Here is a 14904-nt window from a genome sequence, read left to right on the forward strand (position 1 = left end):
TGCCGATTATTCCGACTCTGCGTCGATAAAGCGAGTCACCTGGGCGAAAATGACCGGTTCTCCCTCATACTCCGCCTCGATTTTCCGCTTCAGATCCAGATCCCAGGTCAGGTCGTACTCTTCCTCAAATTCCGCGGCGATGAACTGGCGGACTTCTCCGGTGATCTGGACGGTCTGATCGGCGATAATCTCTTGGGGCGGTTCGTTGACCGTGATGACGAGGGCCGTATCTTCGCCCAAGCCCGTTTCTGTTTCCTCTAGAAGGTAGACACCCTGACCCAACATTTCATCGACATAACCCGTCACCGTGACGGTTCTGCCGATCAGTTGGTCCGTTTCCTCGATCACTTCTTCCAGGGAAGTCACCGTCGTCACGCCTTCGGTGTCGTCGGGGTCGGTGAGGGTTTGTTGGGGGTCTTGATTGTTGAAATTGTCGCAGGCGCCGAGGAGTCCGGCGAGGGACAAGACCGCGACGATTCCCGCCCCTTTCAGGGGTGTTTTTAGCTTAAATTTTGTGTTCGCCATTTCGGCAAAACCTCCTTGTATTGATTTTCAGTCCGGGATAATAAAGTTTGCCGATTATTCGGTTTCTACGACGCGAGTCACCTGGGAAATGACCACGGGTCGTCCTTCGTATTCGGCTTCAAGTTGCCGTTGCATTTCCAGATCCCATGTCAGGTTATAATCCCGCTCGAATTCCGCGATGATAAACTGGCGCACTTCTCCGGTCACTTCGACGACTTGATCTTCGGCGATGGGTTGGGGCGGGTCGCTGGCCATAACGACAAGGATGGAATCTTCGCCGAAAATTTCCCCCTGTTCTTCGAGTCGGTAAGTCCCCGGTCCGACGATTTCTTCGACTTCCCCAGTCACCGTCACGGTTTGGCCCATCAGTTGTTGGGTTTGCTCGGATACTTCTTCGAGGGAAGTCACCGTTTCCACGCCGGGGCTGTTGTCGGGAGGGGTGAGATCCTGTTGGGGCGCGGTCGCCTGTTCGTTGTAGCCGTCGCAGGCGCCGAGGAGTCCGGCGAGGGACAAGACCGCGATCGCACCGCCGCGTTTGAGCATCGTCATAGAATTACGTTTGATGTGATTAACCATATTGGTAAAAACCTCCTTTAATAAGGATTTAAAGGGAGTTTTTTGGCGGGTGAAAATTATCGTTTCACCCGCAAACCCTACTTACCAGTGTATGGATGTCCCTCGCGATCCACATCCATCCAAATGCGTAAGTATCGCGGCTATATCGGTTTGATTTTGAAATCGAAAAATAGCCCCGGCTGGCGACCGGGCAAATCCCCCCTACCCGGAGGCGGGGAAATGGCCGTTAGATGCGAGGTTCGCCGACAATTTATCTTCTACGTTTTGGAGGTATCGGTCGATACTCCAGGCGATTTCATGCCCTCCGATTTGCAGCTCTATCCCGCAGATAGGATGGTCTGAGCGGTGGAATTTTACCCGATTTTTGTTGTTAATTAATCCCTTAAATTTCAGGTGGTGTACGATCTGCTCTTTCTCCGTTTCCGGTATCTCGAAACTGCTGCGGACGGTCAGGATTTCGTCGGTTTCCGCCAGGGCGCGGTCGAGGGCTTGTCGCCGTTTCGGGTCGATCTGTTGCAGAGATTTGAGGAAAACGGCAATCATCTGCCGTTCGAGGTCTTCGTTTGCCAGATCCCGCAACGTGCGCCGGACGATCGCCCGGGTTTTCTCGATCGCCCGCCGTTGCAACCGTTCTTCGGCCTCTTCTTCCGGCCTGTCTTCCCGCGATCGCCGTTTTTCAATTTCCGCCTGCAGGCATTCCGACAAACGTTCTTCTAAACCTTCGATATAGTGATTCAAACTCCAACCGATTTCGTAGCCGGCGATCTGAACTTCGATACCGCAGATTAAACGGGGCGATCGCTCGAAGAAAACGGGGATTTTATCTTCGATTTCTTCCGGAGATTCCGGGCTGTTTCCGTTCAATTCGGCGGATTCTTCCGCTTCGGAGGCGAGAGACAAATCTCTGTCTCCGGTGAGATGTCGTAATTGCTCGAAGATGCTGTTTTTGGTGTCCTCCGGGATCTCGAAACTGCTGCGGACCGCGATCGCTTCATCCGAGCGATCGAGGGACTCCCGCAGTTGCCGTTTCTCCTCATCGCCAATCCCGTCGAGGCGGCGTTGAAATTGCGCGATCGCCTGTTTCTCCAAATCCGTATCGGCGATTTCCCGCAGGGCACCCCGCGTCATGTCGTAGAGGTGGCGGACTGTCTGATTCCGCAGGGTGTCGAAAAAGAGGGACTGCTGGCGGCGGAGCCCCTGTCGCCACTCCCGCTGCTGGCGATCGACGTCCCGGCGGGCCTCTTCCAGCCACGTTTCCCGCTGTTCCCGGGTTTCCCGCTTCACCTCCGACCTCAAAGCAGAACGGCGATCGTCCAATTCTCGCCGCCGTTGCCGGTAGGTTTCCGCCTCCCGTTCCGCCTTTTCTCGCGCCTGCTGCGCCTCATCCCACCGAGATTGTATCCGGTTTTGCCGCTTCTGTATCGTGCCGACAATCGGTTTGTACAGGAACTTTTGCAGCAAAAACACCAGGATGACAAAATTGACGATCTGCGCGACAACTGTAAACCAATCGATCAGCATCTAAATTATCCCCCCCCTTGATTCAAAAAGTGATTCCAAAACGGATTGGCAAAAATCAGAATCATCGACACCACAAAACAGTAAATCGCTGTCGATTCGATCAGCGCCATCCCCACAAAAAGCGTCCGGGTAATTGTATTGGACTGATCCGGCTGCTGCGCCAGAGCCCGCATCGCATTCGCCAGGGCCAAACCTTCCCCGATCGCGGGTCCGATCGCCCCCAAACCGATGCAAATTCCCGCCGTAAAAATTGAAACTAAACCGACTAAACCGAGATTATCCATAATTCAATTTTTTGACTCCTGAATTGACTATTTAGATGGGGTGTGGGGTGTGGGGATGGGAACTTCCTTTTCATCATAATTTCAAGGTTTTTCCCCTTTCCGGAACTGTAAACACGCGATCGCGATACCTGCGATAATTTTTGTGTCAGGTTTCGCGCCTCAGCCGCACCGACTCCCGACTCCCTACTCCCTCTCCCGCCGCTGCTGTTCCCGCATTCCCGAGGCGATGTAAACAATTGCCAAAATCGCGAAAACGTAGGCTTGGATGACTCCCACCAAAACGCCGAATAACCGCATCAAAATCGGGAAAAAGAGAGGTGCGATCGACAACAAAATTGCCACCAACAGCGCCGTACTCATCACGTTTCCGAACAAGCGGATCGCCATCGCCACAGTCCGGGAAATTTCGCTGATAATTTGAAATGGTAGCATGAACGGGGACGGCTCGACAAAGTGCTTGAGATAGCCCTTAAATCCGCTGTTTTTAATCCCAAAATAGGGGACGGCGACGAACACGCATAGCGCCAACCCCGCCGTCGTCGAAAGGGAACCCGCCGGCGACTCATAAACTGGAAAAATCGTCAGCAAATTCGCCAGAGTAATAAATAAAAACAGGGAACCGATCAGCGGCATGAACGGATGGGGATCTTTTCCCGTCGCGTCCCGGATCTGATCCCGAATCCCGCTGACAATAATTTCCAGCCCATTTTGCCAGCGCGACATCTGCGGTTCGACGGATAATTGGCGGGATACCCACCAGGAAACACCCACCAAAATCGCCATCACCAGCCAAGTATAGACGATGGTTGCGTTGAGGGTGACGAAATTCCACTGCCAAAAAATAATATTGTCGGGACTGATATTCATCGATCCGGTATTTCCTCATTCCAAACTATCCGTCATCAACTGCCGTTTCGGCCCCCAATAGCGCGTCAAAATCGTGCGGGCGACGATGAATCCCACCAGGCCGGCGATCGCCCGCTGCCAACTCCCGTTCATGACGATAAAAAAGCCCAATAAAACGACCGCCATCCGCCCCAGCAGACTGCCGATAGTCAGCCGCATCGGCCAAGCCGTCGTCGGCAACTGACGCACCGTAATCCACAAACTGCCGAAGTAAAAACCGCCCAATAAACAACCCGCGATCGCAGCCAAAACCAACAACCAAATATTCTCCATTTCATCCTCCTTTTTAATTTAAAAAATTAACCCACTATTTCGCCGTATACCCCCCGTCAATCACCAACTCTGAACCCGTGACAAACTTCGACTCATCCGACACTAAAAACAACGTCGCATAGGCAACATCCAGAGGTTCCCCAATTCTCCCCAGCGGATAAAGTTGGCCGATTTCCTCCTTAGAAGCCTGCCGTTCCTGCGCCCCGTAATCCGCCATTTCCGTATCAATAATACTCGGATGAATAGAATTCACCCGCACCCCTTTCGGCGCCAACTCCACCGCCGCATCCTTCGTCATCGTGCGGACAGCCCCCTTCGTCGCCCCATAAAGAGACTGACGCGCAACCCCGACAATCCCCGCCGTCGAGGACAAATTAACGATCGCACCCCCACCCCCTTCCACCATCCTGGGCGTACAATGTTTCATCCCCAAAAACACCCCCAGGGCGTTCACATCCATCAACTTTCGCCACTCTTCCACCGTCGTTTCCGTCAGTTCTTTATACAACAACAACCCAGCATTATTAACCAAAACATTCGGATAACCGAACGCATCTTCCACACCGTCGAGAACCCGTTCCCAGCCCTCCTCATCGGCGACATTGTGGGCGAAAAACTGCGCCTTCCCCCCCGTCTTTTCAATTTCCGTAACCGTCTCCCGCCCCCGACTCTCATCAATATCCGTGACGGCGACATTCGCCCCTTCCAAAGCCAATAAAATCGACGTAGCGCGGCCGATCCCATCGCCGCCCCCCGTCACCACCGCAATTTTATTATCAACTCGTCCCATAACCTTTCTCCCAGTTCGATAATTTTCGATTGCAAATCTTTCCCAATCTCCCCATCCCACCCAAATTCATCCCCATAAAATCTGCGAAATCTGCGAAATCTGCGGATTTATTAAAAACCAAAAATCACAGATCTCTCCGCTCCCGTTCCACCCAATACCAAGCATTAAAACACCCCAAAACCACCCCCACAAACAACAGCATCAGCGTCCAGGAATAGCGACTCGGCCAGTTGGTATCGATCCAGACCCCGATCGCGATCCCGATCAGCGTCGGAATGGCCACCGCCCAGCCCACCAAACCATACATCCCCAGCCCGAACAAAAGGCTCCGATCGCCCTCCCGTCGCGCTTTCAGGCGGCGATCGGACTTCTTCCGCACCTCCCGCCGCAGTTCTTCGCGGGTGTCAACGACTCGTTTCGGTTCTTCCTCGGGAAAACGTTTCACTGGCTACCTCCCGTTTCGACAAATCCTCGGATCAATCCCGCCTCCAGTTTGGCGACGGCGGATCGGGCCTGCCGTTCGCGATCGCCGAGTTGGCGAAATTCCCCTTCCACCGTATCTTCCAGGCTGTCGAGATCCGTCCCCCGCACCCCCTGCCGCACGGACACCAGCACCTCATCCCCGCACTTCACCAGGGTTCCCCCATCCACAGCGACGAAGGTTTCCCCGCCGCCTCCGGACGTGAAGGAAAGGATGCCGGGAACCAGGGGGGCGACGAAATCGATGTGGTTGGGAAGCAGGACGAAGGCGCCGTTTTCGGCCTCGGCGGACACCTTATCGACGGTTTCGTTGAGTAAAATTTCCGTGGGGAGCAAAATTTTTAGGTTCATTTTGACTTCGCCTCGTCGATACTGCCGATCATGTAGAGCGATCGCTCGGAACGGTCGGAAAACTCGTCGTTGAGGATGCGATCGCACCCGTCCAACGCGGCGTCGAGATCCACCAATTTCCCCTTTTTCCCGGTAAATTGTTCGGTGGTGAAAAAGGGTTGGGTCAAAAACCGCTCCAACCGCCGGGCCCGGTACACCGTCTGGCGATCGCTCTGGGACAGTTCCTCGATCCCCAGCATGGCGATGATATCCTTGAGATCCTCGTACCCGGCCAAGGTCTGCCGCACCGCCTGGGCGATCTGGTAATGGCGATCGCCCACCACCGTCGGAGAGAGCATTTTCGAGCCCGACTGCAACGGGTCGATCGCCGGATAAAGTCCCTGGCTGGCCCGCTTCCGGGATAACACGATCGAGGCGGACAAATGCCCGAAGGTGTGGACCGCCGCCGGGTCGGTGAAGTCGTCGGCGGGGACGTAAACCGCCTGTACGGACGTGATCGCCCCGGTGGCCGTGTTGCTGATCCGCTCCTGCAGTTCCGAAAGTTCCGTCCCCAGGGTCGGTTGATAACCCACCCGCGAGGGCAGACGCCCCATGAGCCCGGAAACCTCCTGTCCGGCCTGGATGAAGCGGAAAATGTTGTCCATCAGCAACAGGACGTCCTGGCGGGCGTCGTCCCGGAAATATTCCGCCATCGTCAGGGCGGCGTGGGGGACGCGAAATCGGGCGCCGGGGGGTTCGTTCATCTGGCCGAACACCAAAATCGTGTTTTGCAGGACCCCCGCCTCTTCCATGTCCCGGTAGAGTTCCTCGGCTTCCCGGTTGCGTTCGCCGATGCCACAAAACAGGCTGATCCCTTCGTGGTGCGTGACCATGTTGTTGATCATTTCGGTGATCAGCACGGTTTTGCCGACCCCCGCCCCGCCGAATAACCCGGCTTTTCCGCCCCGTTCCAGGGGGGTGAGGATGTCGATCGCCTTGATGCCGGTTTCCAGAATTTCCGAGGAGGTCGATCGCTCCTGGAGGGGGACGGGTTGTCTGTGGATTGACCGCCACTGTCCCCCCGTGATGGGGTCTTGGCGATCGATGGTGTCCCCGAAGACATTAAAAACTCGCCCCAAGAGGCGATCGCCGACGGGTACTTGTAATGGGGCATCGGTATCTCGGACGGCCGAACCCCTCCCCAGTCCGGCGGTGGAGGTGAGGGCGATCCCGCGCACGGTTTCCCCGTCAACGTGGGAGACGACCTCGATGACGATTTCTTCGTCGTCTCCGGCCCGCAGTTGGCTGTAAAGTTCGGGTATCGGCGGGGGAAAGTGTACGTCCACGATGCTGCCCCGCACCGATACGACGCTCCCCCGATCGGATTGTTTGGACTCTGAAGCTGCTGTCATCTTGCGCTATAACTATGGACTGGGTTCGCTGTTGGCTCGTTCCGCCATCGAATCTCGGCGGTTCTGTTCGCTTTGGTGTCGGGCGGTGGCGAGTTCCCGGGCTTCTTCTTGGGTGGAATTGTCGCCGACGCCGGGGCGATCGATCTGTTCCTGCGCCCGTTCCGAGAGGGTTTCCCGCCGCTGTTTTTCTTTTTGGCGTTCCTCGGTTTGCATTTCTCGGGTTTCTTGGGGGGTATTCATTTTGAGTTCTCCAAATACTTTAAAATTGGGAAAGTTTTTAAATGCGATCGCGCCCTTCGATTTCCGCCGGGGGACTGGTGGTATCTACCATTTTTTCTCCTAAAATTGGGGGGATGGGGAGATCCGCAGATTTCGCAGATTACACAGATTTAATTGATCGGATTGAATTGAATTATTGTGATGGGGGATGTGGGGGACATGATTGAGATGCCTCTAAATGCTGCTGTTCTGTCTACTCTGGTGTTAAGTTCACTTTACTTTACGAGTTAACCAGAATTGAGCCGGAGACGCATCTCCCACAAGAAATAGATGGTGACCTTTACTATTCTACGGTTTTGAATGGCTTCTATCTTTGGGTAGAAGCTGGCGATTGGCGTCCGCAAATTTCACGCCTATTTTTTCCGGCCGCCACCGAGTAAACCCAGCAGCCCCAACAGCCCCAGCCAGCCCCAATTGGCGTTTTCGCGGACGGTTTCGGTTGCCGCAGCCAATCCGCGATCGGTCGCTTTTTCGACGCCCTCTCCGGCTTCCTGGGCGGCGTCTTGGAGCTCTTCCCCGGCTTGTTCAAAGTTCTGTTCTGTCGATTCCGGGGGATTGTCGGGTGTGGTTTGCGCGAAAAGCTGTCCCGCGTTCGGCAATCCGATCGCACTTAAAATGAGGAGGCTGGCAGTCAGGTACCGCCGCCAGTTCAAATATTTCATTTATATTTCCTCTTAATTTTTATTGTTTTCGGGCTTTACTTCCAACATAATCATTCGGGCGATCGCATCCATCTGCCCTCGGATAGAATCGGGCGGAAGTCGCATCTGCCCTCGGTTAGAAATAGATTGAATCATTGAACAACCTTACCCAACCCTTCCCTGGCAAAGGGGAGGGCTGAGATGGGGGGTTAAAACTGCGGTATTTACACCGCCAAAAATTCTTGAATCACGTCCCGAGTCAGATCTTCGGTTAACCCGGAAGCGACGATTCCCCCTTTCTGCATGGCATAATAGCGATCGGCTTGGCGGACGAAATGCAGATGTTGTTCCACCAATAAAACGGAAATCCCGCGAGTTTCGATAATTCGCCGCACCGCTGCCTCAATTTCTAAAATAATTGAAGGTTGGATGCCCTCGGTGGGTTCATCTAATACCAGCAGCCGGGGCTTTCCCATCAACGCCCGGGCGATCGCCAACTGTTGCTGTTGCCCTCCGCTGAGATCTCCCCCCATCCGAGATAGCATCGTTTTTAAGACTGGAAATAAATCGAAAATTTCTGCGGGAATTTCTGCCGTTCCCTTCCGCCCTTCCGGGGTCGCCTCCAACCCCAACAACAGATTTTCTTTCACCGTGACTCGGGGAATGACTTCCCGCCCTTGGGGGACGTAGCCGATGCCCAATTTCGCCCGCTTGTGGGTGGGCAGTTGGGTGATGGGAATGTCGGAAAACTTCACTTCCCCCGTCCGGGGTTTCAGCAGCCCCATGATGGTTTTTAACAGGGTTGTTTTGCCCACCCCGTTGCGGCCGATCAGGCAGACCATCTGACCGGCGGGGACGCTCAAATCTACATCCCGCAAAATGTGACTTTCGCCGTAGTAAACATTCAATCCTGAAACCTGCAACATCAGGTCTGACGGGGCAAAATTCGGCGCGATCGCGGATTGTGTTGATCTCATTTTTTGATGTTTTTCATGTATAATGAAAAGAGATAAGAGAAACCTCCTGACTCGGGGATCATCTCAAATCTCGACACCCGATCGCCCGGGAGTCTGTCCGCCACCGGATCGGATCGGAATTTTTGGGCGATCGCGGACATTATATAGCCTTGAGCTCTCAGCTTTGAGCTTTCAAGTTTCGGCACGGGTCCAATCCATTTGTCAGAACGCCCGATCGCCCGCTAAACTCAAGGATACAGTCGTGCGCCGAACCGATGAAAGATCCGCAATCCGATCGCAGTCAGAATAAAATAGGTACGATCGCCGGAGTAGCGATATCGATCGCCGTTATCGCCGGAGGGACGACCTGGTGGATGATGTCATCCAGAAGCGATCGCCCCGTTCCCGATGTCTCTCCCACCCCCACGGAATCCCCCGTCACTATCGAAACAACCGTCGAAATTTACTGGGTCGGCGGAGACACCCAAATCGAATTTATACCCACCCCCGTCGCCTTGGAAGTGGGCAGCGATCGCCCCGAAGCCGTCCTCACCGCAGCCTTTGAACGCCTCCTCTGGGGCCCGCAACAGCCAGACCGCTTCAGCGAAATTCCCCCCGGAACCCAACTGCTAAACCTCGCTACCACCCCGGACGGTGCGATCGCGGTGGACCTGTCCCCGGAATTTACCCGAGGCGGCGGCAGTGCCTCCATGATCGGGCGTCTGGGCCAGGTCGTCTACACCGCCACCAGTTTGAACCCCGACGCCCCGGTACGGATTTCCGTCAACGGCGAACCCCTGAATGTCTTGGGCGGCGAAGGCCTGGAAGTGCCTCAACCCGTCACCCGCCAGCAATTTGAGCGAGAGTTTCAGTAGATTTCCTTTAACCGACCCCATGCCGATCGCCCGCCGTTGAAACTTGAGAAATCCGTCACAATAAGAAGAGAAACTTGACATACCAAGGAGTTGCAATGGCAAATACCAGTAACTTTCGTCAGGCGATATCGCAGGCTCGGGGGCAATCCCTCGTCGGGCCCAACGTCATCGCTAACGCTCTCCCCTTCGTGGGTGGGGGCCTAGTTCTGACCGCCGTGGGGTCGTTCGGGGGCCTCAGAGTTCTGGGGACCAACCCGCAACTGTTCATGACCACCTTTTGGATTGCGATCGTCGCGGAACTGGCCCTGTTCTTCATCGGCCGCGGCGTCGCCCTCAAAGGCAATAACGGCGCCGCCCTGCCCCTGCTGGCCACCTACAGCCTGTTGACGGGATACACCCTCAGCGGCCTGCTGTACGTCGCCCTGGGCACCGAAGGCGTCGGCATCGGCGGCATCGGTTTCGCCGCCCTCGGTTGCGGCGTCACCTTCATCGCCGGCCGTCAAATTGGGTCTAACCTCTCGGAAGAAGATGGGATGGCCCTAACCAAAACCATCAGCCTCGGCATCATCGCCCTGCTGGTGGCGATCGTCGGCCAGGTGATTTTCGCCTTTTTCGGCGTCTTCACCCCCAGTTGGTTGGAAATCGCCATTTCCGGGCTCGGCGTCTTCCTGTTCGCCGGGGCGGCGGTGGTGGACTTCTTCATCCTCCCCCGCACCTATCGGGATGACCAATATCTTCCGGCAGCCATGTCGATGTATTTGACCTACATCAACCTGTTCATCTTCATCCTGCGATTGCTGATTGCCGTCAATCGGGATTAATTTCTAACCCGAATTTTGAGCCGTAGCCGCACCCGAAAAGGCTGCGGCTTTTTTGATGTGTCACTAAATACAACCGTATCTTACCCCACTTTTGAGATTTTTGAACCCGCAATTTCAGTAAATTTGCTGAGGCAGTTTCCCAAAAAAATCGATATCAATGGAATAGGACTCAACAGGTAATACCTCGACTGAGATCGGGGATTCCTGAATCGCTCTCATGGTTGGGCGGTGAGTCAGCGGGATTGGTGCTTCCGGGTGGTGGCTGAATGGGAGTGCCAATCCTTTTACTATTCCACAGTTTTTAATCCATATTCAATCCTGACAATCAACCGCTGACCCCGTAGGTTGGGTTGAGGAAGGGCGAAACTCGACACCCGCACAAATCTGATTTCGTTTCGGTTTGAGATATGCCAATTTAAAAAGTGAGACTTAAAATCCGAATTGAGAACTCCGGGGATGAATCTACCAACAGACCCGCTTGGAGTATGCAGAATGTTTGACCCTCAGAATCTCGCGTCTCGAAATCCGGCTAAAACTCTCGTCTTTATCGATCGCAATTTGGACGCTCCCCAACTCCTCAAAGATGGGGTCGAAGATGGAATAGAGGCGATTTTTATCGATCGCGATCGCGACGGGATCGCACAGATTTCGGATATCTTAAATCATTATACCACATCGGGGGAAAAAATTGCGACTGTCCATATTTTTTCCCACGGCAGTCCCGGCCGGCTGTATTTGGGAAGCGGGGTTCTCGATGCCGAGGCGTTGAAAAGCGATCGCGTCCGGGGTTGGAAATCTGCTTTATCCGAATCGGCGACACTATTTCTCTACGGCTGTCGGGTGGCGGCGGAAACGGGAATTCATTGGATTGAAAATTTGGCGAAAATTACCGGGGCGATTGTTTCTGCATCGGCGGAAATTGTCGGATTTGGCAATTGGAATTTGGAATATTCCACCGCGCCGGTACAATTAAAATTACCTCTGCGAGATCGTGCGATCGCGACTTATCGGGGAACCTTCGCGACCCTCACCGTCACCAATCTCAACGATTCCGGTTCCGGCTCTTTGCGGGAGGCGATCGCCAATTCCAACGACGGAGATATTATCACATTTGATGCCGGTCTGTCAAGTCAGGCGATCGGCCTCAGCGAACAGTTAATTATCGACAAAAGCATCACCATCGATGCCGCCGCCGCGCCGGGATTGACCCTCAGTGGCGGGGGAAATCACCGAGTTATTGACATTCAAGTTGGCGCGGATTTTACCCCCCCTTCGGTCACATTAAAAAATCTGATTATTGCGGACGGAAATGCCACCGGAGACGGGGAAGAAGGGGCCGGCGGCGGCATCCGCATGGCGGGACGCACCAATTTAACCCTGGAAAATAGCGAAGTTAACAATAATCGCGCACAGTTTGCGGGGGGGATTTATACCGGATTTAAAAGTACAACCACCGTCATCAATAGCCAATTTGATAACAACGACGGCACCGCCGGAGGCAGCGAACGGGGAGGGGGTGCGATCGCGACCAAAAGCGACGGCAGCCTCACCGTAACGGGGAGTACATTTACAAACAATAAAGGTATCAACGGTGGCGCGATCAATCACCTGTTGGGAAATCTGGCGATCGAAGATTCCGTCTTCCGAAATAACGACTCGACCGCCGGGGATTTGGGTGTGGAAACCTCCGGTTACGGCGGCGCAATTTTCACCGACGGCGCCAATGCCTCCGGGTCGGATTTTGGGCCGGGGCCGGTTGGCGGAGAAATTCGGATTAGCAATAGTTTGATTGAGGGAAATACAGGTTCTGGACAGGGTGGCGGACTGTTCTTGTACGCCTATCCCCCTGACCGTGTTATCATCGAAAACAGCCGAATTATTGATAATGAAGTTCTCGAAAGTAGCCGGGGACAGGCTTTAGGCGGTGGACTGCGACATGGCAATGCCGAGTTAATTATTAACCATACCACTTTCGCCAATAATCGTGCCTACAGTCAGGGTGGCGGTTTGTGGATCGGCGAAACTTCCCCCGTCACGATTACCAACAGCACGATATCCGGAAATCGCGCCGAATCCGCCGACGGAAATCAGGGTTTGGGGGGTGCGATTATGCTCGCCAATGGGACGAATAACACCGATATTATTAATACGACGATCGCCAACAATTACGCCGGATTCCAAGGCGGTGCATTTTGGGGAGACAACAGCAATGCGACCTTAACCAATACAATTTCTGCGTACAATGTCGCCAACAACGGCGGCAATGATTGGAATATCAATCACCACACGGGGACGACATATAACGATGGTGGCGGAAATATTCAGTCAAACGAATTGAATGCAAACGATACGTTAATTACTGATAACATAACGTTAACTGATCCGCTGCTGGGAGACTTGCAGGAAATTGACGGGGTATTAATCCATCCGCTACTGACAGATAGTCCGGCGATCGATGCGGGGGTGAATATTAATACGGTGACGACTGACCAGCGGGGAGAAACTCGTCCCGTGGATGGAGATGATAACGGGACGGCGGAATATGATATCGGCGCGTTTGAATTGGTGACGACGGTGGCGGAACCGAGTTTAATTGTCACCAATAATAACGACTCCGGGGAAGGTTCGCTGCGGGACGCGATCGCTAACGCGCAATCGGGAGATACGATTACATTTGCGGCTGATCTCGCCAGGGGAAATACTATCACCCTCACGGGGGGACAGTTGGAAATTCCGGTCGGCAAAAATCTGATTATCGATGGCAGCAATAATCCCAACGTTATCGTCAGCGGCAATAACAGTTCGCGGGTGTTTTATCTCAACTCAACCTCCGCGACTCCCACCAGTTTGACGGTTAAAGACATTACCATTTCTGACGGGTACACTTCCGATCGCGGCGGCGGTATCGCCACCACCCACCAGGGAATTTTGACCGTCGAGAATGTCACGTTTAACGATAACATAGCGGAGGCGGGTGGCGGCGCAATTTTTAGCGCCTTTGAAGGTCAGTTGACCGTTACCGGAAGTGCCTTTAACCGCAATAAAGCTGTTGCCGGAAATGACGAACGGGGTGCGGGTGCGATCGCATTCTGGGGACCCGATGCGATGACCGTCAACGACAGCGAATTTATCGAAAATGAAGGTATTAACGGTGCGGCGATCAACAGTTTAAATGGTCAGTTAACCGTCGAAAATTCTCGGTTCGTCAACAACACCACGACGGCGGCGTTTTACGACGAAGGAAATGACAATCCTTTTTTGCGGGGATATGGCGGCGCCATTTACACCGATCGCGCCAGTACCTCCGCCGACGATACCTCCGGAACAATTGCAATTAGAAATAGCGTATTTGAAGGAAATAGCGGCCGAGGCGAAGGTGGCGCGGCTTACCTCTACACCGGAACCCAAGATAACGTCATCGTCGAATCCAGCGTTTTTAAAGATAACCAAGTTCTCGCACTTCCCGACGGCGGAAATGACGGAAACGGCGGCGCGATCGTGCAGATGAACAACGGCTTAAACCGAGGATTTGAAGTCACAAATACCGCCTTTATCAACAACACCGCCGCCAATCAGGGGGGTGGAATTTGGATGATGGACGCGCCGACGGCCGTAACCAATACCACCTTTTCGGGAAACCGCGCCGAATCCCCCACCACCTCCGGAAATGGCGGCGCGATGGCTTTGTATGGACCGGCGGATATCGTCAACGCCACGATCGCGGACAATTTCGCCGGCTGGGTGGGTGGCGGTATCGCCGCCTCGGGTGACGACACCGTTACCGTCACCAACACTATTTTTTCCAACAATACCGCCGACAACGGTCCGAATGACTGGGGAATTCAACAACACACCAACCGCGAATTAACTGACGGCGGCGGAAACATTCAATGGCCGGAAAAACTCACCAATAATTTCAACGATTATAACGCCACTGCTTCCATCGCGATCGCCGATCCGCTGTTGGGTTCGTTGCAAAATGAAAACGGAACTTATTTCTATCCTTTATTAGAAGGAAGTCCGGCGATCGATGCGGGTGTCGATGCGGCAACATCAACCGATCAACTCGGCGAACCCCGTCCCATTGATGGCGATGGAAATGGAACCGCCGAATTTGATATCGGCGCCTACGAATTTGGAACGGTAATTGCCACCCCGGAAATCGAAGTTTCGGACGGAGATACCGATATCCCCGACAACACCGGAACGGTAGATTTCGGAACCGCCACCGTCGG

Annotated in this window: 16 protein-coding genes; 3 read left to right on the top strand and 13 right to left on the bottom strand. The window is 54.1% G+C overall.

The genetic code is table 11. The features are described from left to right. Positions 1-6 precede the first annotated feature (6 nt). The 13 genes from LKE08_RS04295 to urtE all read right to left on the bottom strand — a co-directional run bounded on the left by LKE08_RS04295 (position 7) and on the right by urtE (position 8943). A complete protein-coding gene (locus LKE08_RS04295) occupies positions 7-525 on the bottom strand; it encodes a hypothetical protein (RefSeq protein WP_324702960.1) in 519 nt (172 codons plus the stop codon). Between the two features lie 54 nt (positions 526-579). Next, the gene (locus tag LKE08_RS04300; RefSeq protein WP_324702961.1) at positions 580-1074 is read right to left on the bottom strand and encodes a hypothetical protein; all 495 of its coding nucleotides are present in this window, start codon (positions 1072-1074) and stop codon (positions 580-582) included. 228 nt (positions 1075-1302) lie between these two features. After that, positions 1303-2622, bottom strand: coding sequence for a hypothetical protein (locus tag LKE08_RS04305; RefSeq protein ID WP_324702962.1), 1320 nt, complete (start codon positions 2620-2622; stop codon positions 1303-1305). Between the two features lie 5 nt (positions 2623-2627). After that, positions 2628-2906, bottom strand: coding sequence for a F0F1 ATP synthase subunit C (locus LKE08_RS04310; RefSeq protein ID WP_324702963.1), 279 nt, complete (start codon positions 2904-2906; stop codon positions 2628-2630). A 183-nt stretch (positions 2907-3089) separates the two neighbouring features. Beyond that, complete coding sequence (locus LKE08_RS04315) at positions 3090-3773, bottom strand: F0F1 ATP synthase subunit A (protein ID WP_324702964.1); 684 nt, start codon at positions 3771-3773, stop codon at positions 3090-3092. Positions 3774-3788: 15 nt separating this feature from the next. Beyond that, positions 3789-4085 (bottom strand): ATP synthase subunit I, encoded by a 297-nt coding sequence (locus LKE08_RS04320; RefSeq protein WP_324702965.1) that lies wholly within the window; start codon positions 4083-4085, stop codon positions 3789-3791. A 34-nt stretch (positions 4086-4119) separates the two neighbouring features. Next, positions 4120-4875 carry a glucose 1-dehydrogenase gene (locus tag LKE08_RS04325; RefSeq protein WP_324702966.1) on the bottom strand — a complete coding sequence of 252 codons (756 nt, stop codon included), beginning with the start codon at positions 4873-4875 and terminating at the stop codon, positions 4120-4122. A gap of 124 nt (positions 4876-4999) precedes the next feature. Beyond that, positions 5000-5320 carry an AtpZ/AtpI family protein gene (locus LKE08_RS04330; RefSeq protein WP_324702967.1) on the bottom strand — a complete coding sequence of 107 codons (321 nt, stop codon included), beginning with the start codon at positions 5318-5320 and terminating at the stop codon, positions 5000-5002. After that, positions 5317-5706 (bottom strand): F0F1 ATP synthase subunit epsilon, encoded by a 390-nt coding sequence (locus LKE08_RS04335; RefSeq protein WP_324702968.1) that lies wholly within the window; start codon positions 5704-5706, stop codon positions 5317-5319. Before LKE08_RS04335 ends, LKE08_RS04330 begins: the two co-directional genes overlap by 4 nt. Beyond that, positions 5703-7097, bottom strand: coding sequence for a F0F1 ATP synthase subunit beta (gene atpD / locus LKE08_RS04340; RefSeq protein WP_324702969.1), 1395 nt, complete (start codon positions 7095-7097; stop codon positions 5703-5705). Before atpD ends, LKE08_RS04335 begins: the two co-directional genes overlap by 4 nt. Before the next feature lie 12 nt (positions 7098-7109). Next, entirely contained in the window at positions 7110-7337 is a 228-nt protein-coding gene (locus tag LKE08_RS04345) for a hypothetical protein (protein ID WP_324702970.1), read from the bottom strand. A gap of 392 nt (positions 7338-7729) precedes the next feature. After that, on the bottom strand, positions 7730-8038 hold the full coding sequence (locus LKE08_RS04350; RefSeq protein WP_324702971.1) for a hypothetical protein: 309 nt from the start codon (positions 8036-8038) through the stop codon (positions 7730-7732). Positions 8039-8241: 203 nt separating this feature from the next. Next, complete coding sequence (urtE, locus tag LKE08_RS04355; RefSeq protein WP_324702975.1) at positions 8242-8943, bottom strand: urea ABC transporter ATP-binding subunit UrtE; 702 nt, start codon at positions 8941-8943, stop codon at positions 8242-8244. A gap of 305 nt (positions 8944-9248) precedes the next feature. Here urtE and LKE08_RS04360 point away from each other — a divergent pair, with 305 nt between their 5' ends. The 3 genes from LKE08_RS04360 to LKE08_RS04370 all read left to right on the top strand — a co-directional run. Then, entirely contained in the window at positions 9249-9848 is a 600-nt protein-coding gene (locus LKE08_RS04360; protein WP_324702972.1) for a GerMN domain-containing protein, read from the top strand. Positions 9849-9943: 95 nt separating this feature from the next. Further along, complete coding sequence (locus LKE08_RS04365; protein ID WP_324702973.1) at positions 9944-10669, top strand: Bax inhibitor-1 family protein; 726 nt, start codon at positions 9944-9946, stop codon at positions 10667-10669. Between the two features lie 492 nt (positions 10670-11161). Next, a partial coding sequence (locus tag LKE08_RS04370) for a DUF4347 domain-containing protein (protein ID WP_324702974.1) occupies positions 11162-14904 on the top strand: 3743 nt, incomplete at its 3' end.

The organism is Lyngbya sp. CCY1209, from assembly GCF_035615495.1.
In the GTDB taxonomy this organism is placed as follows: domain Bacteria; phylum Cyanobacteriota; class Cyanobacteriia; order Cyanobacteriales; family Microcoleaceae; genus Limnospira.

Bases quoted from the DNA above. Each gene is read 5' to 3' on its own strand.
- LKE08_RS04315 (WP_324702964.1), bottom strand. From the start codon at position 3,773: ATGAATATCAGTCCCGACAATATTATTTTTTGGCAGTGGAATTTCGTC.
- LKE08_RS04320 (WP_324702965.1), bottom strand. From the start codon at position 4,085: ATGGAGAATATTTGGTTGTTGGTTTTGGCTGCGATCGCGGGTTGTTTA.
- urtE (WP_324702975.1), bottom strand. From the start codon at position 8,943: ATGTTGCAGGTTTCAGGATTGAATGTTTACTACGGCGAAAGTCACATT.
- LKE08_RS04350 (WP_324702971.1), bottom strand. From the start codon at position 8,038: ATGAAATATTTGAACTGGCGGCGGTACCTGACTGCCAGCCTCCTCATT.
- LKE08_RS04335 (WP_324702968.1), bottom strand. From the start codon at position 5,706: ATGAACCTAAAAATTTTGCTCCCCACGGAAATTTTACTCAACGAAACC.
- LKE08_RS04305 (WP_324702962.1), bottom strand. From the start codon at position 2,622: ATGCTGATCGATTGGTTTACAGTTGTCGCGCAGATCGTCAATTTTGTC.
- LKE08_RS04365 (WP_324702973.1), top strand. From the start codon at position 9,944: ATGGCAAATACCAGTAACTTTCGTCAGGCGATATCGCAGGCTCGGGGG.
- atpD (WP_324702969.1), bottom strand. From the start codon at position 7,097: ATGACAGCAGCTTCAGAGTCCAAACAATCCGATCGGGGGAGCGTCGTA.
- LKE08_RS04310 (WP_324702963.1), bottom strand. From the start codon at position 2,906: ATGGATAATCTCGGTTTAGTCGGTTTAGTTTCAATTTTTACGGCGGGA.
- LKE08_RS04295 (WP_324702960.1), bottom strand. From the start codon at position 525: ATGGCGAACACAAAATTTAAGCTAAAAACACCCCTGAAAGGGGCGGGA.
- LKE08_RS04345 (WP_324702970.1), bottom strand. From the start codon at position 7,337: ATGAATACCCCCCAAGAAACCCGAGAAATGCAAACCGAGGAACGCCAA.
- LKE08_RS04325 (WP_324702966.1), bottom strand. From the start codon at position 4,875: ATGGGACGAGTTGATAATAAAATTGCGGTGGTGACGGGGGGCGGCGAT.
- LKE08_RS04360 (WP_324702972.1), top strand. From the start codon at position 9,249: ATGAAAGATCCGCAATCCGATCGCAGTCAGAATAAAATAGGTACGATC.
- LKE08_RS04300 (WP_324702961.1), bottom strand. From the start codon at position 1,074: ATGACGATGCTCAAACGCGGCGGTGCGATCGCGGTCTTGTCCCTCGCC.